This window comes from Ruegeria atlantica (assembly GCF_013032505.1).
In the GTDB taxonomy this organism is placed as follows: Bacteria; Pseudomonadota; Alphaproteobacteria; order Rhodobacterales; family Rhodobacteraceae; genus Ruegeria; species Ruegeria atlantica_F.
Genome location: NZ_WQCG01000001.1, coordinates 290,809 through 310,029, shown reverse-complemented (window position 1 = coordinate 310,029; position 19,221 = coordinate 290,809). Strand labels below are relative to the sequence as shown.

General features: G+C 55.2%; 22 protein-coding genes and 1 tRNA gene. 13 read left to right on the top strand and 10 right to left on the bottom strand.

From position 1 onward, the window contains the following. The first annotated feature begins 35 nt into the window (after window positions 1–35). A complete protein-coding gene (locus GOW92_RS01550; RefSeq protein ID WP_170557369.1) occupies window positions 36–1,439 on the top strand; it encodes a PLP-dependent aminotransferase family protein in 1,404 nt (467 codons plus the stop codon). 4 nt (window positions 1,440–1,443) lie between these two features. Here the strand turns inward: GOW92_RS01550 and GOW92_RS25255 are convergent, their stop codons facing one another. Next, window positions 1,444–1,806, bottom strand: a complete 363-nt coding sequence (locus tag GOW92_RS25255; protein ID WP_170557367.1) for a nuclear transport factor 2 family protein — start codon at window positions 1,804–1,806, stop codon at window positions 1,444–1,446. Window positions 1,807–2,050: 244 nt separating this feature from the next. Here GOW92_RS25255 and rplM point away from each other — a divergent pair, with 244 nt between their 5' ends. After that, complete coding sequence (gene rplM / locus GOW92_RS01540; protein ID WP_010440027.1) at window positions 2,051–2,509, top strand: 50S ribosomal protein L13; 459 nt, start codon at window positions 2,051–2,053, stop codon at window positions 2,507–2,509. A gap of 5 nt (window positions 2,510–2,514) precedes the next feature. Continuing rightward, window positions 2,515–3,000 (top strand): 30S ribosomal protein S9, encoded by a 486-nt coding sequence (gene rpsI / locus GOW92_RS01535; protein WP_058271904.1) that lies wholly within the window; start codon window positions 2,515–2,517, stop codon window positions 2,998–3,000. A gap of 72 nt (window positions 3,001–3,072) precedes the next feature. Here the strand turns inward: rpsI and GOW92_RS01530 are convergent, their stop codons facing one another. The 8 genes from GOW92_RS01530 to GOW92_RS01495 all read right to left on the bottom strand — a co-directional run bounded on the left by GOW92_RS01530 (window position 3,073) and on the right by GOW92_RS01495 (window position 11,446). Further along, window positions 3,073–4,233, bottom strand: a complete 1,161-nt coding sequence (locus GOW92_RS01530) for an ABC transporter substrate-binding protein (protein WP_170557365.1) — start codon at window positions 4,231–4,233, stop codon at window positions 3,073–3,075. A 13-nt stretch (window positions 4,234–4,246) separates the two neighbouring features. Further along, entirely contained in the window at window positions 4,247–6,151 is a 1,905-nt protein-coding gene (locus GOW92_RS01525) for an AMP-dependent synthetase/ligase (RefSeq protein ID WP_170557363.1), read from the bottom strand. Between the two features lie 5 nt (window positions 6,152–6,156). Further along, window positions 6,157–6,930 carry an ABC transporter ATP-binding protein gene (locus GOW92_RS01520; RefSeq protein ID WP_170557361.1) on the bottom strand — a complete coding sequence of 258 codons (774 nt, stop codon included), beginning with the start codon at window positions 6,928–6,930 and terminating at the stop codon, window positions 6,157–6,159. Next, on the bottom strand, window positions 6,927–7,691 hold the full coding sequence (locus tag GOW92_RS01515; protein ID WP_170557359.1) for an ABC transporter ATP-binding protein: 765 nt from the start codon (window positions 7,689–7,691) through the stop codon (window positions 6,927–6,929). Before GOW92_RS01515 ends, GOW92_RS01520 begins: the two co-directional genes overlap by 4 nt. After that, window positions 7,688–8,785, bottom strand: coding sequence for a branched-chain amino acid ABC transporter permease (locus tag GOW92_RS01510; protein WP_170557357.1), 1,098 nt, complete (start codon window positions 8,783–8,785; stop codon window positions 7,688–7,690). The genes GOW92_RS01515 and GOW92_RS01510 overlap by 4 nt, the downstream gene beginning before the upstream one ends. A gap of 3 nt (window positions 8,786–8,788) precedes the next feature. Continuing rightward, entirely contained in the window at window positions 8,789–9,664 is an 876-nt protein-coding gene (locus GOW92_RS01505) for a branched-chain amino acid ABC transporter permease (RefSeq protein WP_170557355.1), read from the bottom strand. Between the two features lie 75 nt (window positions 9,665–9,739). After that, the gene (locus tag GOW92_RS01500; RefSeq protein ID WP_170557354.1) at window positions 9,740–10,768 is read right to left on the bottom strand and encodes a zinc-binding dehydrogenase; all 1,029 of its coding nucleotides are present in this window, start codon (window positions 10,766–10,768) and stop codon (window positions 9,740–9,742) included. 183 nt (window positions 10,769–10,951) lie between these two features. Beyond that, window positions 10,952–11,446: a hypothetical protein gene (locus GOW92_RS01495; RefSeq protein WP_170557353.1), complete on the bottom strand. Its 495-nt coding sequence runs from the start codon at window positions 11,444–11,446 to the stop codon at window positions 10,952–10,954. A gap of 484 nt (window positions 11,447–11,930) precedes the next feature. Here GOW92_RS01495 and GOW92_RS01490 point away from each other — a divergent pair, with 484 nt between their 5' ends. Further along, window positions 11,931–12,131 carry a hypothetical protein gene (locus tag GOW92_RS01490; RefSeq protein WP_170557352.1) on the top strand — a complete coding sequence of 67 codons (201 nt, stop codon included), beginning with the start codon at window positions 11,931–11,933 and terminating at the stop codon, window positions 12,129–12,131. A gap of 230 nt (window positions 12,132–12,361) precedes the next feature. On the opposite strand, the gene GOW92_RS01485 is transcribed toward GOW92_RS01490, so the two are convergent. Next, window positions 12,362–12,451, bottom strand: a tRNA-Ser gene (locus tag GOW92_RS01485). Window positions 12,452–12,574: 123 nt separating this feature from the next. On the opposite strand from GOW92_RS01485, the gene GOW92_RS01480 reads away from it, so the two are divergent. The 9 genes from GOW92_RS01480 to proB all read left to right on the top strand — a co-directional run bounded on the left by GOW92_RS01480 (window position 12,575) and on the right by proB (window position 19,213). Next, window positions 12,575–13,417: a DUF2059 domain-containing protein gene (locus tag GOW92_RS01480; RefSeq protein WP_170557351.1), complete on the top strand. Its 843-nt coding sequence runs from the start codon at window positions 12,575–12,577 to the stop codon at window positions 13,415–13,417. Further along, window positions 13,417–14,217 (top strand): DUF2059 domain-containing protein, encoded by an 801-nt coding sequence (locus GOW92_RS01475; protein ID WP_170557350.1) that lies wholly within the window; start codon window positions 13,417–13,419, stop codon window positions 14,215–14,217. Before GOW92_RS01480 ends, GOW92_RS01475 begins: the two co-directional genes overlap by 1 nt. A 208-nt stretch (window positions 14,218–14,425) precedes the next feature. Next, window positions 14,426–15,043, top strand: coding sequence for a 50S ribosomal protein L21 (locus GOW92_RS01470; RefSeq protein WP_170557349.1), 618 nt, complete (start codon window positions 14,426–14,428; stop codon window positions 15,041–15,043). An 11-nt stretch (window positions 15,044–15,054) separates the two neighbouring features. Next, complete coding sequence (rpmA, locus tag GOW92_RS01465; protein ID WP_058271644.1) at window positions 15,055–15,324, top strand: 50S ribosomal protein L27; 270 nt, start codon at window positions 15,055–15,057, stop codon at window positions 15,322–15,324. An 84-nt stretch (window positions 15,325–15,408) separates the two neighbouring features. Then, window positions 15,409–15,909: a GNAT family N-acetyltransferase gene (locus GOW92_RS01460; RefSeq protein WP_170557348.1), complete on the top strand. Its 501-nt coding sequence runs from the start codon at window positions 15,409–15,411 to the stop codon at window positions 15,907–15,909. Further along, window positions 15,906–16,514 (top strand): LysE family translocator, encoded by a 609-nt coding sequence (locus tag GOW92_RS01455; protein WP_170557346.1) that lies wholly within the window; start codon window positions 15,906–15,908, stop codon window positions 16,512–16,514. Before GOW92_RS01460 ends, GOW92_RS01455 begins: the two co-directional genes overlap by 4 nt. Continuing rightward, the gene (locus tag GOW92_RS01450) at window positions 16,511–17,047 is read left to right on the top strand and encodes a GNAT family N-acetyltransferase (protein ID WP_170557342.1); all 537 of its coding nucleotides are present in this window, start codon (window positions 16,511–16,513) and stop codon (window positions 17,045–17,047) included. The genes GOW92_RS01455 and GOW92_RS01450 overlap by 4 nt, the downstream gene beginning before the upstream one ends. 37 nt (window positions 17,048–17,084) lie before the next feature. Beyond that, on the top strand, window positions 17,085–18,119 hold the full coding sequence (gene obgE, locus GOW92_RS01445; protein WP_170557341.1) for a GTPase ObgE: 1,035 nt from the start codon (window positions 17,085–17,087) through the stop codon (window positions 18,117–18,119). After that, on the top strand, window positions 18,107–19,213 hold the full coding sequence (gene proB, locus GOW92_RS01440; RefSeq protein ID WP_170557340.1) for a glutamate 5-kinase: 1,107 nt from the start codon (window positions 18,107–18,109) through the stop codon (window positions 19,211–19,213). The genes obgE and proB overlap by 13 nt, the downstream gene beginning before the upstream one ends. Window positions 19,214–19,221 lie beyond the last annotated feature (8 nt).

Genomic DNA, 19,221 nt, shown 5'->3' with positions numbered 1-19,221 from the left:
TTCATGATTGTGTCAAAATCAAAGGAAGAATTGTAATGGATACAATTTGGCCAGAGGCGCTCCCAAAATCCAAAGGTCCCAAGTATACTCTGGTCGCCGACACAATACGAAAAGCAATTGAGAACAAGGCGCTGGAGGTCGGGGTCAAACTACCTCCGGTCCGGGAACTTGCGTATCGATTACAAATTACGCCCGGCACGGTTGCCCGGGCGTATACGATTCTAACGGACGAAGGATTGCTACAAGCCGAGGTTGGGCGTGGTACATTTGTGGCCCCTCCAAAATCGCCGTTGCTTGACGATGTGTGGGCAAGACAACTCCACTTGCGCGACGACAAGTACAACGCTGATGTCAGCCTGTTCAGCCCAAGATTGCCGGATGTGGGGCAGGTGGCGTTGATACGCGAATGCCTGAAGAAAGTGTCGAATGCCGATCCCCAGTTGCTGATGAATTATCCGACACGTGATGCGTACCAACCCATGCGCGAAGCCGTCGTTGAATGGCTCTCAGATCTGCCACTTGGCGCGTTGACCCATGATGATGTTGTTCTGACCCACGGCGGGCAAAACGGATTGTGCCTGGTGTTTCAGACGATCCTGCGCGGTCCCAAGCCTGTCGTTCTGGTGGAGGATCTGTCGTATGCCGGGTTCCGCAGAGCGGGTGAGTTGATGCGGGCCGAGGTCGTCGGCGTTAAGATGGATAAGTGGGGCATCGACCCTCAGGCTATGGATCACATTTTGCGACAGACCCGGGCGCAAGCGGTTTGCGTCTCGCCCGAAGTGCAAAACCCAACCGGAACGCATACGCCGTTGGAGCGTCGAAAAGAGGTTGTCGAAGTCGCCCGCCGCCATGATTTGCAGATCATCGAAGATGATTGTTATCGGATGGGCGACGCGCGCGAGCCCAGCTATCGCGCGCTTGCGCCCGAACGGGGTTGGCATGTTTCGTCGATCTCAAAAATCCTGACGCCGGCTTTGCGGGTTGGGTTTGCCATTGCCCCGCGCGAACGCAGTGTCGACCTTCGACGCTCGGCCGAATACGGCTATTTTGGGTTGGCGCAACCTCTTGCCGAGTTGACCAGGCTCTTGCTGTCCGATCCGCGAACTCGAAAGATCGCAAGGGATGTCCGCGCCCGGATGGGGGACTATGTCAGAGTCACGGTCAACGCATTGGGAGGCTTTGATCTTAACTGGGCGCCGGATGTTCCGTTTGTCTGGCTGAACCTTCCATCAGGCTGGCGCGCCGCAGCGTTTAGCCGTGCGGCCGAACGGGAAGGTATTCAGCTTCGGTCCGCAGACGAGTTCGCGCTGCGGGACGGACGAGCCCCCAACGCGGTACGAATTGCAATGAATGGGCACGTATCGCTGGAACGCTTCGAAGACGCGATGCAACGCCTGCGGGCGCTTTTGGATAATCCACCTGAACAGATCAGCGTCTAGTATCCTAAGTTAATGGGGCGGGATCCCCAAAGAACCCGGCAAGATGTGAAATCTGCCCTTGTTCATCAAATTGAACGAAATCGTGGCCGGTGACCATATCGCGGCCGTCGGCACCAACCATGTGCCAGGTGAAGTGGACGACATCGTGGTGATTATTCGGTTTGCTGGTCAGCTCGACCCGACCGTCGGAGCTTTGCAGGACTTCCCCTATATGGTTGCACAGGTTTGACCGCCCTCTGACTTTGGCAGTTGGGTCGACATATGTACCGTCTACGGCGAAACATCGTTTGAGAAGGTCCAGACGCTTTCCTTGATCCGCTTCTTGCCAGGCCGCCCCGTAATCGGCGATGGTTTGTTGCCAATCCATTCTGTTAGCACTCCCATTTTCGATAGCTGATTAGCGACAGTATATCGCGACCAAGCATTTTGCGGAAAATTGAAGTCAAATTTGTGAGGTAAAATAATACCTATTTAGTAACACGCTGTAATTGAACGTTATTTTTAGCTTTCATGTTCTTGACGTGCAACAACGGTCCCTCTAAACACCCAACATCGAATTCGGACCGCTCCGCACGGGGGCGGTCTTTCACATCAAACAGGACTATCCTGCCATGAAAACCTTTTCTGCAACACCTGCAGACATCGACAAGAAATGGATCCTGATCGACGCCGAGGGCGTTGTTCTGGGCCGTCTTGCCTCGATCGTCGCCATGCGCCTGCGTGGCAAGCACAAAGCGTCGTTCACCCCGAACATGGACATGGGCGACAACGTCATCGTGATCAACGCTGACAAAATCCAGATGACCGGCAAGAAGCGCGAAGAGAACTTCTACTGGCACACTGGCCACCCGGGCGGCATCAAGTCGCGCACCAAGCAGCAGATCCTCGAGGGTGCACACCCCGAGCGCGTCGTGACCCAAGCGGTCAAGCGCATGCTGCCGGGCAACCGTCTGGCGCGTCAGCAGATGACCAACCTGCGCGTTTATGCCGGTGCCGAGCATCCCCATGAGGCGCAAGCGCCCGAAGTTCTGGATGTTGCATCCATGAACAAGAAAAACACCCGGAGCTAATGACCATGGCTGATCAGATCAATACTCTCGAAGAGCTGAGCGCCGTTGCAGGCGTTGAGGTTGTGGCCGAAGAAGTCATCGTGCGTGAACCCGTACGTGACGAACTGGGTCGTTCTTATGCCACCGGCAAGCGTAAAGACGCTGTTGCCCGCGTTTGGATCAAGCCGGGTTCCGGCAAGGTCACCGTGAACGGCAAAGACCAGGACAAGTACTTCGCTCGTCCCGTTCTGCAACTGATCCTGCGCCAGCCGTTCCAGGTTGCTGGTGTTGAAGGTGAATTCGACGTTGTCGCAACCGTCAAAGGCGGTGGCCTGACCGGTCAGGCCGGTGCGGTCAAGCACGGCATCTCGAAAGCGCTGCAACTGTACGATCCGTCGCTGCGTGGTGCTCTGAAAGCCGCGGGCTTCCTGACCCGCGACAGCCGCGTTGTGGAACGTAAGAAATACGGTAAGCGCAAAGCGCGTCGTTCGTTCCAGTTCTCAAAGCGTTAATTCGCTGCCGAGTGCAAAAATCAAAGGGCTCGCATTCGCGAGCCCTTTTTCGTTTGAGATGTAGGTTGGACGCTATTCTTCGTACACCATCTTCCAGGCACCGTTTTCGACAACATTCACATAGACTGAATCGGCTCCTTGATGGTCATCAGGTCCGAAAGTCATGTGGTTTCCGACCAGTTCATCCTGATAGTCCAGCGTTTCCATGGCCGCGATAAAGCTTTCATGCGTCAGATCGGGGCCAGCAGCCTCAAGCGCTTTGACCATTGTTTCAGCAGCAGAATATCCCAGCATTGCGAACCCGACGGGATCTTCACCGGTTGCCGCTTTATATTCTTCGATGAAGGCGGCAGGGGCGGGGTCTTCCGCGCGGGACCACAGATCCTGCCAGGATGCGGCGGCATAGAAACCGTCGGTCACACCGCCCGGCACTTGCGCAACGACGGTCAGGAAGCTGGCCGAGGTGCCAAGGAACTTCATATCTGCAAGGCCCATCTTTTTGGCCGTGCCGACAACTGTAATAGCCTGTCGTACGCCCAGAGCGATCGTTACGATTTCGCAGCCTTCTTCCTTTAACTTGCTGAGTGAGCCGACGAAATCCGTTTCATCCGGTTTGTGCGTGGTCTCAGCGACGAAAGCGATCCCGGCTTCTTCGGCACCGGCCTTGGTGCCTTCAACGATTTCCTCACCAAAATCGGTTGGCAGATACATCGAACACACAGACTGACCACCAAATTGCTCAGCGAGATATTTCACACCGACACGGCTTTGGTCAAAATATGTGGAAAAGGCCGTGAACTTGTTGTCCATCGGCTCCTGCAACATCTGTCGTGCAGCAGACAAAGGGGCAACATTGGGAATACCTTTTGGATCCAACAGCTTGAACCCCGCGACATTCATCGGCGTTCCCAGCGACTGCAGCATTGCGAACACCTTGTCGCGGTTCAGCAGCTTGTTATAACCCTGCATCGCACGCGGCATCTGATACCCATTGTCCTCGACAACATAGCGGATCGTCCGCCCGTGTATGCCACCATTAGCGTTCACGCGGTCAAACACCACATTTGCGCCCTTGGTCGCCGGAACACCGACGGCTGCGAAGATACCGCTCAGGTCATTGACCGACCCGATGATGATCTCATCATCCGTGACACCTTGGGTCTGTGCATTGGCAAGGGTCGCCGAAGCCGTCAAAGCGGTGGCCGCCGCCAGCCGCATGATCACATTCTTCATCTTTCTCCTCCCTTTAGGTTATCTCTTTTTTTTGATTGTACATGTCTTCAATAAGATGGCCGTGTTTCTTTTCGACAAAGCTGCGTTTCAGCTTCATTGTTGCGGTCAGTTCATCGTCATCTGCGGTCAGAAGTACATCAATCAGGCGAAAGTCCTTGATCTGCTCGACCCGTGCAAAATCCTTATTAACCGCATCGATTTCCCCTTGAATCTGATCTTTGATTTCAGGGGCCGCACAGAGGGATGCAAAATTTGAAAACGGAATTTTCCGATCCTGCGCAAATTTCTCGACGTTTTCCTGATCAATCATGATCAGCGCGGTCAGGAACTTTCGCTTATCACCGATTATCACCGCGTCCGAGATGTAGTGGCTGAATTTCAACCGGCTTTCGATCTCGGCCGGGGTGATATTCTTGCCGCCAGCAGTGATGATGATGTCTTTCATTCGGCCTGAGATGGTAACGTAGCCATCCTCATCAATATGCCCGAGGTCGCCGGTTCGCAGCCATCCATCGGCAGTGAAAGTTTCGGCCGTTTTTGCGTTATTGCGCCAATAACCCTGAAAAATGTTGAGGCCCTTTAGCTGAATCTCGCCGTCGTCGGATATCCGGATGTCATTTCCGGGAACCGCGCGTCCGATGGTTCCGACCTTGTTGTTTTCGATTGTGTTAAGCGTCGCCAAGCCCGAGGTTTCGGTCATCCCGAACCCTTCGACCAACGGCACGCCAATGGCCCAGTACCATTTTAGCAGGTCCGTCGAAATCGGGGCAGCGCCCGAACCGCCACGACGCATCTTGTCCATCCCCAACATACGGCGCAAATTACGCAGAACCAACCTGTCCCACACCCAGAACTGTGCAGCAACGCCGGCAGGGACGGGTTTTCCAGCCAATATGTATTCCGCACGCTTGAACCCTGCTTTCAGCGCCATGCCAAAGGCTGCGCGGCCAGTGGGCGTTGCGTCCTGCGTCATGATCTGAACATACGAATAGATCTTTTCCCAAACCCGTGGAACGGCCGTGAAGGTCGACGGTGAGATTTCCTGCAGGTTCGCAAACACCGTCTCGGGGCTTTCGGCAAAGTTAACAACGCATTTTGCAGCCAGCGGGAAATAGATAGATACGTCCCGTTCAAGAATATGGCACAGCGGCAGAAAGCATAGCTGTTCGTCAGACTCGAGCGCGGGCAGCGCATGGGCCCCGCATTCAATCGCGGCCAATATGTTCTCGTGGCTCAGCATCGCGCCTTTCGGCATTCCTGTGGTGCCCGAGGTGTAAATCAGAAGTGCAGTGTCCTGCGGTGATGCCAGAGCTATCTCGGCCTCAAAGCGATCGGGTTCTTCAGCCTCGGCCTGCTGGCCCAAAGTATATAGCGCGTCGATCATGATGCAGCGCGCGTGGTCCAGATCGTGCAGCCCCTCATCGTCCAGAATGATGACATTCAGAAGGCCGGGAACCTCGTCTTCAACCTGCAGGAACTTGTCCAGCTGCTCTTCGTTTTCGACGATCAGAAATCGGCTGTCACTGTCATTGATGAGATATTTCAATTGGCTGGCAGAATCGGTGGTGTAGACGCCCGATGCGATGCCGCCAACGGCCTGAATGCCCATGTCGAACCAGGCCCATTCCTTTCGATCCTCGGACAGGATCGAGACAACCTCGCCCCGTTGCAGCCCCAATTTGCGCAGGGCCAGCCCAATCCACTTGGCATGCTGCCAATAGTCCGCCCAGGAATATGACCTCCAGATGCCAAGGTCCTTTTCTCGGTGCGCCGTTCGATCACCAAGCTCAGTGCAGCGGTTCCGAAACAGCTCGCAAATCGTGGTGCTTCCGTCGACACAAACCGGGCGTTGGCCGGGGGTTGCGTTCAGGCGAACGCCGTTGACCGTGATCTGAGGGGGCAGGGTGCTGATGTTCATCTGTCTCACCTCCACGTCTTTTTTCGTTTCCAGCGGCGGTTTTCGCGTGCGCCTTCCTCCTGCACGCCCAGATAGAAGTTCTGAATGTCCTCGGATTGCATCAAAACCTCTGCAGCGCCATCCATGACGATGCGCCCGACCTCCATCACATAGCCATGATGGGCCAGTTCCAAGGCGGCGTTGGCATTCTGTTCGACCAGCATCATGGTCATATTCTGTTCATCGTTCAGACGCCCGAGGATGCCAAAGATTTCCTGTACCAACAACGGCGACAGACCCAGCGACGGTTCATCCAACAACATGATCTTCGGGTTGGCCATCAAGCCACGGCCGATTGCCAGCATCTGTTGCTGCCCGCCAGATAATGTTCCCGCCTCTTGGTTGCGACGTTCCTTGAGGATCGGGAAGTACGAAAACACCAAATCACGGTCGTGGTCGATCTGGCCCTTGTCCTTGAGGGTATAGGCCCCAAGGCTTAGGTTTTCATCGACTGTAAGCAGCGGAAAAACCTCGCGACCTTCGGGCACATGAACGATACCTTTTTGGACGACCTTGTGCGGCTCGGACCCCTGAATTTCGTCACCGTCGAATGTGATTTTACCCTTTTCCGGGTCCATCACGCCCGAAACGGTTTTCATCAACGTTGTCTTTCCCGCGCCATTTGCACCAAGGATCGAAACGATTTGGCCGGGGTGCACATCCAGAGAAACCCCTCGGATCGCCATGATCGGGCCATAGAAGCTCTCGACGTTGCGGATTGTCAGTATCGGAGCGTTCATGAGGCTTTCCCCAGGTAAGCCTCGACCACGGCGGGATGCGATTGAACCTCGGCAGGTGTTCCCAGCGCCAGTTTCGCGCCGTCTGCCATTGCAAGAACGCGGTCTGAGACGCCAGATACCAACCCCATGTCATGCTCGACCATCAAAACCGTGATCCCCATCTGCCGCCGGATATCATCGATCCACCAGCGCATGTCGGTTGTTTCTTCGACCGAGAGACCCGAGGCTGGTTCGTCCAGCAAAAGCAGCTTTGGATCGGTTGCGAGAGCACGTGCCACCTCGACAACCTTTCGCACGCCATAGGGCAGGCCAGAGATCATCTTGTCGCGGAATGCCTGCAGGTCGAGGAAGTCGATGATCTCTTCTACTTTTTCGCGGTTCTCCAGTTCCTGCCGCCGCGCCGAGGGCAGAAACAACACCTCGGACAACAGGTTGGTTTTTCGGTGGCGGTGCCGCCCAACAAGAAGATTCTGCAGGACTGTGGCGTGTTCGAACAGTTCGATGTTCTGAAATGTTCGTGCCACGCCGTATGCGGCCACGCCTGACGGTTTCACCGCAAGCAAATCATGCCCGTAATAGTGGATATTACCCGCAAAGGGATCGTAGAACCGCGAGATCAGGTTGAAGACAGTGGATTTCCCCGCGCCGTTGGGCCCGACGATCGCAAAGACTTCCCCTTCCTCGACCGAAAAAGACAGATCGTTGACCGCCGTCAGTCCACCGAATTTCAGAGTGACGTTTTCGAACTCAAGCAAGCTCATCTCAGGCGCTCCGTCTTGAGATAGGATTTTTGACGTTTGAACATGTCTTTCCGGTAAAACGGAAACAGCTCGAACCACGTCCGGATTTTCAGCCAGCGCCCGTATAGACCCATCGGTTCAAAAAGGATGAAAGCGATCAGGATCATTCCGAAGATGCCAAATTCCAGCCCCGGAATGGCGACGGTGTTGCCACCGAAAAGGGCACCCACGTACTCCTTGGAGATAGATAAGAATTGAGGCAGGAACCCGATTACAATGGCGCCAAGAAACGCGCCGTGAATGGACCCCAGACCGCCGATCACAATCATCATCAGCAACTGGATTGAGATCAGGACGCTGAACGTCTCGTTGTTGAATGCGCCGGAGAACATGCCCATCAGCGCACCCGCCCATCCGCTGACAGCGCAGGACAACGCGAATGAGATCATCTTGGTCCTGGCAATATCCACGCCCATTGCCTGCGCCGATACCTCTGAGTCGCGCACAGCGATAAAGCTACGTCCCAAAGGTGCCCGCAACAGGTTGATGTAGCCAAGCGTCACCAGAACCGCCACGCTTAGGACCAGCCAGAAGAACTGAACCGGGGTTCCCCAGCGGTCGACCAGAAACCCGAATATTTCGACACCGCCCAGATATTTTCCAGCAACGCCCCCCGTGATCGGTTCGGCCAGAACAATGACGTCATCCATCAGGATGGACAGGGCCATTGTGAAGATCGCGAGATAGATGCCGTGCAGCCGCAGGGCCGGGATTGCTACGGTCACGCCAACCAATCCGGTTAGGATGCCGGCCAAGGGAAAGGCGATCAGAAACGGTACGCCCGCTTCCAATAGAATGACATTGGCATAGCACCCAAAGGCCAGAAATGCCGCGTGGCCAAGACTGACCTGACCGGTGTGACCCGTTAAGATCATCAGACCCAGTCCCGCTATGGCCCAGATCAGCACGTTTGTCAGTTCGCCTAGATAGAAATCATCCAGCCACCACGGCGCGGCTGCGACGGCTGCCAGTAAGATCATATACAGGCACAGCTGATAGGTGTCCTTCCAAGGTCGGATATCCTGCATATAGTTGGTTTTGAACACAATCCGCATGACTTAGACCTTCTTGACCCGAACCTGACTGAACAGCCCGTTGGGGCGGAAAATCAACACCGCCAAGAGCAGCGCATAAGGCGCGATCTGACTGTATCCTGCTGCAATGTAACGGCTGGCAAAGGGTTCAATCACCCCAACGATCAGTCCACCCGCGAGGGCACCGGGCAGGCTGCCGAAACCACCAATAACGGCTGCGGCAAAGGCCTTGATGCCAAGCAATCCTGTTGTCGGGTCAACCGAGCCTTTGGCTGCGAACAAGATCCCCGCAATCCCTGCGACAACCCCGGCCAAAGCCCAGATGAAACCCTGTACGCGCTTTACCGGGATGCCCATGTAATATGCTGCCAACTGGTTTTGTGACGCGCCTTGCATCGCCAGGCCCAATTTGGTCCGGCTGAAGAAAACATACAGACCCCAGGTCAGAAGGATGGTAACGACAATAACGGCGACGTCCTCCATCCCCAGCACCAGCCCTCCAAATCGAACTTCTTTGCCTGCCAACGGGTTTTGCAGCGTCTGCGGCTCGTGCCCCCAGATCAGCCCGGCCACAAACCGGATTACGAACCCCAACGCGATGGTCAGAATGACGACGGCTGTTTGGCTTTCCCCAAACAAACGGCGAATGATCAGGCGATCCACCAGGTAACCCAACGCCCCCATGATCCCCAGCGAAATCGGAAGAGCCAACCAGAAAGGCAGGCCCATATATTCGGTATTCGTAAGCCCGATTGTCACAAAGGCGCCCAGCATCATGAAATCGCCCTGCGCGAAATTCACCGCCTCAGTGGCCTTGTAAATCAGAACAAAGCCAAGAGCGATAAGGCCGTAGACACAGCCATTCGCCAGCCCGCTGATCAGCAGCTGCGCGTTATCCAAGTCTGTCCTCCCTTGCCGGTATGTCCGGCGTTATTTGCGCCCCGGACATCCTCCTTCGTCCGGGGCTTTGTTCTACTATGGCGCGATAATGACCTTTCCGTCACTCTTTTTCAGCGCATCCGCCAGATTTGTAACCACATCGCGCAGGCCAAGCCGTTCAGAAACATCCGTTTTCCAGCGACCATCGGCAAATCGGGCCTGTACTTCGGCAACTACCCGCATCTGATCCTCCGGAGGCGTCGAGGTCATCCATTTGGTCAGCCAGAACCCCTCGATCCGCTTGCTCATAAAGATCAATTGGCCCGTCTGCGTAAGCTTTGGTAGTTCGGGGCTAAGCTTGCCGTAAACGACCCACCGTGCACCGTTGGGCATCGCGCAGAAAACCTGCTCGGACATCTGATCCGACACAGCGTCCAGAAAGACACGCGGTTTCAGCTCTTTGCTGATTGCCTGGAACTTCTGCATCATGTCGGGGTCCGAGGAGACTAAAACTTCATGGGCGCCAAGTTCTTTCAGGCTATTTACGGCCTCGGCCCGGCGCACGATGGCGATTGGTTTAAGCCCAAGGTCGCGCCCTAATGAACACATAAGCTTGCCCAACTGGCTGGTGGCAGCTGAGACGACAAAAGCGTCGCCTGCACCGCGCGCGATGTCCACCATCGCCATCGCAGTCATAGGGTTGACGATCTGGGCTGAGCCGTCATCGTCCGAAATATCGGGCCGTAAAGGGATGCACATAAGCGCTTGCGTCACAACATACTCGGCCCATGCCCCGGAACCAGCCGCCACAAAGGCAACCCTTTGACCTTGTAACGCTTCGGCACCTGTGCCGGTGGCTACAACGTCGCCACAGCCTTCAAACCCGGCGGGCGAACCTTTGACTCGTGGCTGACCGTATTCTCCTTTGATAAAGTGGAGGTCGGAGGGGTTTACCGACGATGCCCGCAGCTTGATCAAAACCTGACCGGGTCCGGGTTCGGGCACGGGAAGCTCGGCCTCGGCTAGCCAGTCGGCGGCATCTTCAATAACCGGACCCGTGGCCGATCCGGAGTATCCGTCATGGGTTTGAATGACGGCGAACATGGTGCGGGGCAGGGTGGTCATTATTTCTCCTATCTCCGGTCCGGACATGGCACAGAACGGGTCTGTTGCAATCGATGTTGCTTTGGATCTAGGGGCAGCCAAGCAAACGGACGCGGAGAGGTCAATCAGAGTTGCGTCTGACGTTGCGGGAGCGTTCGCGCTGCATGGACAAAGGGCCGCTCAATTCCGAACGGCCCTTGGAATTTATTGTTGTCCGGTCAAAAGCACACGGAGTTCTTCGATCTTCTGAGCAATCAACTCGGGGGATGCTTTGATTTCATCCAGGATACCCAGAGCCTTTGTTTTGAGGTCCTGCGACAACTGGCTATCCTGAACCGAAGTTACCATCGCGTCATAATCAAAATTTTGGACGGACAGTGTACCTTCTTCAATCCAGGAATTCAGCAAGTCTTGTCCCTGATTGGCCAGAGACGCGACTTGATCACTTGCCTGGTTGGCCAGATCAGTGGCCGCCTGTCCGGCTTGCTCGGCCGCTTCGTTGGCCTGGTCTGTGATGGAAGATGCGGCTTCACTTGCCTGCTCGGTCGCGGCTTCTACGGCATCGTTCACAGCTTCACCGGCTTCTTGCGCCGCCGATTGCAGTTGTTCGGCAGGTGTGGGTTCGGGTTGGTTGAGGTAATAGTAAGCTCCGGCGCCAAGTCCGGCGACGATAACAGCCAATACGAGTGTACGCGACATGAGGTTCTCCTTAAAATATGTGCCGCTTAGATGAGGGTAAATTATCAGTGATCAAAGGGGAATTCCCCGAAATTCATTTCAATTCGGGGGTTTGAGCCAGCCAGCGCCGATCTGATGAAACCAGATGGCAATAACACGCCGTCACGTAGATAGCTTTGCCCTAGAGCTTGCTAATTTAATTTAACCTGAAACGTAAATCAGCCGTTCGTGGGAAATTTGACAGCTTTTTCTCGGGTCACGGAAAAGAAAATGCAGATTACTCAGAAGAAAACCCCGCCGAACCGGGCGGCTCTATTGCATTTTCGACGAGTCCGAAGAACCATGTTTATCAAGCGCTTTTGCGAAAGGTTGATTGCGTATCGGCTGAGCAGCAAAGGCTTTACCGCAGCATGCAACAGGCTAAAGCTAAAGGGATACGGGGCGCTTTGAATGGCGATGCCCAAATGCATACACAACTAAAAAATTTAGACGAAAGGTAACAAAAATGGAAAGCTTTGTTGGGCTACTTTTTTTTGTCGTTTTGGCAGTTGCAGTGATCTGGTTATATGTCTTGCCCATCACAATGGCGCAAACCCGCAATCGATCCGGCTTGATCTGGTTTCTGATCGGACTGGTCGGGTCGCCAATACTGGCCATACTTCTGTTACTGGCTTTAGGTGATGCGCCAGAGCATCCGACCGTTTAGCGATGACATAACACCTCTTTTAGTTTCGCCTCAATTCGAAGGCAGTGAAGGGGTCGTGCGGCAGGATAGTAAGTTGTCCGGTTTGTCGAGTGACGACAGTGACGCAATAAATGGATTATTTTGGATTTGGGTAGGTCTGGAAAAACAAAAACAACATGCATCGACCAACCAGAGGGCCGGAATTGCGGTTCGCGGATCTTGTCATTTCTGACCTAAGTCAATGAAAAGACTGGCGGAGAGACAGGGATTCGAACCCTGGGTGGGCTTGCACCCACAACGGTTTTCGAGACCGCCCCGTTCGACCACTCCGGCACCTCTCCGCGGGGGTCTGTGAGGGGGGGATTTAGTGATGAACGCGAAGGGGTGCAAGCAGAAAATTCCCGAAATTAACAAAGCCGGGTTTTTCCGTTGCCTGACGCCGTATTTCCCCTAGGGTCATATGTATGACTTATATTCTGCGCCGCACAATCCTTCCACTTTTCGCCGTCGTTCTGATCGTGACCGCTGGGACTCAGTCCGCACTTGCCGCCGGACGAGACCGGATCGAAGCCTTTTTGACAACCACCGGGTTTGACGTTGCTCTCGAGAGCATCGCGCTAGCATCAGCGTCCGCCCCACAAATGTTGGGAATCGATCCAGACGGGTTCGGATCAGATTGGACGCGCCTAACGGAAGAGGTCTTTGACACCAAGGACATGCATGAGACGGCGGTTTCAATTCTGGAACAGACGCTGACCGATGAGGCGCTGTCTCATGCGGTTGAGTTCTATGCTTCTGATCTTGGGCAAAGGCTGGTTGAGGCCGAGAATGCCTCGCACATGGTCGAAGATGACGACGCAAAGCAGATGGAGGGACAGGAAATCGTCTCGGACCTGATCAAGGAAGGTTCAAAACGGGTCGAGAATCTGAAGCGCATGAACAATGCGATTGATTCCAGTGGGACCGCGTTGCGCGCATTGCAGGAAATTCAAGTGCGCTTTCTTTTGGCCGCCAGCGCCTCGGGTGTGATCGACTTGCAACTGGGCGCGGATGAGCTGCGCTTGATGATGAAGCGCCAAGAAACCGGAATGCGGCAAGCACTACAGCTTTCTGCACTGGCCGGTGCAGCCTACACCTATCAGGATTTCTCGGATTCTGAGGTCATCGCTTATGCCGAAGCGCTGGAACAACCCCTGATGCAAGAAGTTTATGAGCTATTGAATGCAATCCAGTACGAAATCATGGCCATGAAATTTGAAGATCTGGCTGCGCGGATGGCGGAACTGCATCCGGCCCAGGATATCTGATGCGCCTTATCGCTGCCTGCTTCGTCATTGTCCTTTACTCCGCACCGCTGGCCGCGTCTGAGAGGGTGGAACGCCTAATGCAGGCTGTTCAACTGCAACGGGTTGTCGACATCCTGCGCGACGAGGGCTTAACGCAGGCAGCAAGTCTGAACGAAACGTTTCTGGGCGGGAACGGAGGGCCGCTTTTCGAAGATCAGGTGGACGCAATCTACGATACAGATTGGATGCAGGATCAAATTTCTCAGGTCTTTGAATCCAGCCTGACAGGCAGTCAACTGGATCGTGCGATCCTTTTCTTCGAAAGTGATGTCGGTCAGACCATCATCACGCTGGAAAATTCGGCCAGAGAAGCTTTCGCGGATGAGACCATCAAGGACATGGCGCGCGAGAACTACCTGAATGGAGGAGGCGGCACCCAGCTTTATCGGCTTGTTGGCGAGTATATCGAAGTCAATGATCTGATCGAAAGGAATGTTCAAAGCTCGCTTAGCTCGGACTACAGTTTCTTTCGTGGGCTCAGTGAACACGCCGGAACCAGCTCAGAAGATATTCTGGCGCAGCTCTTATCGGACAAGGACAGTATTACTGAGGAAAACCGTATCTGGTTGTATTCCTTCCTTCTGGTGGCCTATCAGCCGCTGGATGAGGCTCAGATGCGCGAGAACATCGCCTTTTCCCGTACTGAGACGGGGCGCGCCGTAAACGAAGCCTTTTTCGAGGGATTCGATTTGATGTATGATCAGATCTATTTCCAATTGGGGCAGGCGGTTTCGCGGGCGCTAAGCGCATCGGATCTTTGACCCTGTTTTTGATGTTGACTTTCTCAGCCAATCTATGGATAAGCGCGCATCCCGGCCGGTATTCCGCGCCGGGTATCGTTATTATTTGACCCTTAGGAAACTCTAAAGGTCATTCACACAGCCCGAAAAGGGCGCGCTGTTCGAGGTGGCGAAAGCCAGCAACACCCAGTCGGGGACCACAGAACGCGATCAGACAAAGGAAAGACGCATGTTTGCGGTCCTCAAGACTGGCGGCAAGCAGTACAAGGTTCAGGCGGGCGACGTGCTCCGTGTTGAAAAGCTGGCTGCCGACGCAGGTGAAAAAGTTCAATTTAACGATGTTCTGATGCTGGGCGGTGACGCTCCGGTTGTTGGTGCACCGTTCGTCGATGGTGCAGGCGTACAAGCCGAAGTGATCGAACAGATCAAAGGTGACAAGGTCATCAAGTTCGTAAAGCGCCGTCGTAAGCACAGCTCGAAGCGTACCGTTGGCCACCGTCAGAAGCTGACTCTAGTCAAGATCACCGACATCCTGTCGTCGGGCGCTGACAAGTCGGGCATCAAAGCTGCAACCGGTTCGGCACCGGCTGGCGAAGCTGCTCCGGCGGCGAAAAAGCCTGCTAAGAAAGCTGAAGCCAAAGCAGAGGCACCCGCCGCTGCTGCTGCCGCTGACGATCTGACCAAGCTGAACGGTGTCGGCCCAGCCGCTGCCAAGAAGCTGGCAGAAGCCGGTATCGAGAGCTTTGCTGCTCTGGCCGCCTTGTCGGACGAACAGATTGCTGCTATCGAAACGGTCAAAGTGAAACCCGAGTGGGTTGAGCAGGCCAAAGAGTTGGCCAAAGGCTAAGGAGAGAGAGAATGGCACATAAAAAAGCTGGCGGTTCCTCCCGTAACGGTCGCGACTCAGCTGGTCGCCGCCTTGGCGTGAAACTGTATGGTGGTCAGGCCGCCATTTCGGGCAACATCATCGTGCGTCAGCGCGGCACCAAGTTCTGGCCGGGCGAAGGCGTAGGCATGGGCAAAGATCACACAATCTTTGCTACTGTTGATGGCGCTGTGAAGTTCCACAAAGGCCTCAAAAACCGCACCTTTATTTCGGTCCTGCCAGTGGCGGAGGCCGCAGAGTAAGCCGAAACCCAGAAGGTTTAAGAAAATTTCATGGGGGACCGGCACAAAGTGCCGGTCCCCTTTCTCGTTTTCAGGAGCGGTCCCATGACCGAAGTGATAATTACAAGACGTCTGACATTGCGCCGTTTTCGGCGTGAGGATGCGTCGCGTCTGGTCACGCTCCTGAACGACATTGACGTGGTGCGTTGGCTTACGGTCGTTCCTCACCCCTATGAAACCGAACATTCCGCCGAATTTGTCGGCTCGATGGCCACAGAGCATGATGCCTTTGCTATCACCCGGGAGGACGCCCTCATTGGTTGCATCTCGACCGGATCTCAGCTGGGTTATTGGATTGCGAAATCGTCTTGGGGGCATGGCTATGTGACAGAAGCCGCCCGCGCGATGATCTCAAGGTTCTTTCGATCTGATCGGCAGGAACTTACCTCTGGTTATCATCTGGGCAACGAACGGTCCAAAGCGGTCTTGTCAAAACTTGGGTTCAAACCGGATGGGCAACACCGTGCGACGGTACGTTCGACCAACGAAGATGTGACTGTTCAGGACGTTTTGCTGCGTCGTGCGGACTGGGAGGCGATGGAATGACCGTTGCCACCACCAGTTTCCTGATCTTCGCAGCCTCTCAGGTCGGAACGCCGGGGCCCGCCAACATGGTCCTGTTGGGGACGGGCGCGCGTTATGGGTTTCGTGCCGCATTGCCGTTCGTGGCTGGTGTGATCATGGGTAAACAGCTGATCATCTGGCCCGTTGGCTTTGGTCTGTTGCAACTCGCGGATCAGGCCCCAATGGTCTTTACCGTGCTGAAATACGCCTCGGCGGCATATATCTGCTGGTTGGCCTGGAAAATCGCGAACCTGCGGTTGTCGCGCACCGATACCACCGGAGAGGTGCCCGGTTTTTGGGCGGGGTTGATCGTTCACCCTCTTAATCCAAAGGCTTGGGCCATGATCATTGCCGGATTTACCGGGTTTGTTGCGGCTGGCACGTCCAGCTTTAACGCAACATTCACGATCGCTCTCTGTTTGTTGCTTTGCCAGGTAGTTTTACATCCGATTTGGACATTTGCCGGAGATAGAATTGCCCACGTGGTTGAAGGTCGGCCCGTGGAAAAATATCTGATGTGGACGTTAGCCAGTCTCACTGTTGCGTCCGTACTTTTTGTGTTGTTCGGAGGAGGAACGCACTCATGAAACTTGAGACAATAATAAACCAGCCGGTCATCGAAACCGAGCGGTTCGATCTGCGCCCACTGCGTCGTTCGGATATGGGTCTCATCGAGCATTATGCAGGTGATGAACGGGTTGCGCGTATGACCACGTCGATCCCACATCCGCTGCCGCCGGGTTCCGTCGAGGCGTTTATTGCGCGCTCGATGTCCGAGGAACGGGCAGAGGATGTGTGGGCGCTGGATGCTACAAAAGATGACGGCCCGGAGCTGATCGGTCTGATCTCATTGGAAAAACTAGATCGCAATCAGTCCGAGGTCGGCTACTGGGTCGCTCCGGTCTATTGGAACACCGGTGTCGCATCACTGGCGGTCGAGGCATTGGTTCTGGCCAACCCGTTGGAAAACGCGACGATGTTTGCCAGCGTGTTTCAGGACAATCCGGCCTCGGCCCGTGTGCTGACCCATTGCGGTTTTCAATATCTGGGTGATGCCGAAAGTTATTCGGTGGCGCGCGATGCAAATGTGCCCACCTGGACTTACAGTAAAAAACTCTGACTTGTGGCCGATGGGGCCTTTGCATTAGGGGACAGTCATGAAATTTCTCGATCTTGCAAAGGTCTACATCCGGTCCGGGGCCGGCGGTGGCGGGTGCGTCAGCTTTCGACGCGAAAAATACATTGAATACGGCGGTCCCGATGGTGGTGACGGCGGTAAAGGCGGCTCTGTCTGGGCCGAGGTTGTGGACGGGCTGAACACCCTGATCGACTTCCGCTATCAGCAGCATTTCTTTGCCAAGAACGGTCAGCCCGGTCGTGGTCAACAGCGTACAGGAAAAGATGGTGACGATATCATCCTACGCGTGCCGGTTGGAACCGAGATTTTGGATGAGGACGAAGAGACCGTCATCTGTGATCTGACCGAAGTCGGTCAACGAGTCCTGCTGGCCAAAGGTGGCAATGGTGGCTTTGGCAACCTGCACTTCAAATCAGCTACAAACCAGGCGCCGCGCCGCGCCAATCCGGGGCAGGCGGGGATTGATCGCACCATATGGCTGCGGCTGAAACTTATCGCTGACGTGGGTTTGCTCGGCATGCCCAATGCGGGCAAGTCGACCTTTCTGGCAGCAACATCGAACGCCCGCCCCAAGATCGCTGACTATCCGTTTACAACGCTGCACCCGAATTTGGGTGTTGTGGGTGTCGACAATGTAGAATTCGTCGTCGCGGACATTCCCGGCCTTATCGAAGGCGCGCACGAAGGCCGTGGGATCGGTGATCGGTTCCTTGGCCACGTCGAACGCTGTGCAGTTCTGTTGCATCTGGTCGATGGAACTTCGGAAACCGTGGCCGAGGATTACCGGACGATCATTCATGAACTGGAAGCCTATGGCGGCGAGCTTGCGGAAAAGCCGCGGATTACGGTCCTGAACAAAGTCGATGCGCTGGACGAAGAGGAACTGGCGCTGCAAAAGGCTGAGCTGGAAGAGGCGGTCGGCGGTCCCGTGATGACCATGTCTGGTGTGGCACATTTGGGGGTAACTGAGGTTCTGCGCGCCTTGCGTGCGCAGATCGATGAGAACCGTCTTCGCCTAAAACCCGTTGAGGAGACGAAGTCTTGGCAACCCTGACTGCAGCACGCCGACTTGTTGTCAAAATCGGGTCCGCGTTACTGGTGGACCGCGACACGGGTTTATTGCGGTCGGATTGGTTGCACTCGCTGGCGCAAGATGTTTCGTGGCTCAAAGGGCAGGGGACGGATGTTATCCTGGTGTCCTCCGGTTCAATTGCCTTGGGACGAGGTGTCTTAGGCTTGCCGATGGTGGATTTGCCATTAGAGCAATCCCAAGCCGCAGCCGCTGTGGGCCAGATTCGACTGGCGCGGGCGTATGAAGAGGCACTGACTCCTCACACCATCACAACCGCGCAGGTTTTGGTCACGCTGGAAGATAGCGAAGATAGGCGGCGGTATCTTAACTCGCGCGCGACGCTGGAGACTTTGCTAAGTTTGGGCGTGGTTCCGATTGTAAATGAAAACGATACGGTGGCCACAGATGAGATTCGGTATGGCGACAACGATCGCCTCGCGGCGCAGATCGCCGTGACCGTGGGGGCCGACCAATTAATCTTGTTGTCGGATGTCGACGGGTTCTACACCGGAAACCCGAATAAAGACGGCGACGCCAAGCGTTTTGATGTGATTGAGACCATTACGCAAGAGATCGAAGAGATGGCGGGTGATGCTGGTTCCGGTCTGTCCAAGGGTGGTATGAAAACCAAACTGTTGGCCGCAAAGATGGCCACTGCCGCGGGTTGCGATATGGCGATCACCGAAGGTTCGACCATAAACCCCCTGAAATCGCTTGAAGATGGCGCCAATTGCACCTGGTTCACGGCAACTCTGGATCCGCATGCCGCGCGTAAGCGTTGGATTTCGGCCATGAAACCACGTGGAGAAATTGTGGTAGACGCGGGGGCCGCCAAAGCGTTGGACAACGGCAAAAGCCTGCTGCCTGCTGGCATCGTTGAGGTGACCGGCGATTTTGGGCGCGGGGATCCGGTGGCCATCATGGACCCTCAAGCCCGGCGTTTGGCGCAAGGCCTAAGCCGCTATACCGCGCAAGAGGCGGATGCGATCAAGGGGCGCAAATCCTCGGAAATCGAGGCGACATTGGGGTACCCGGGCCGGGCCGTCCTTATCCACCGTGATGATTTGGCGCTTTAATTGCGCGA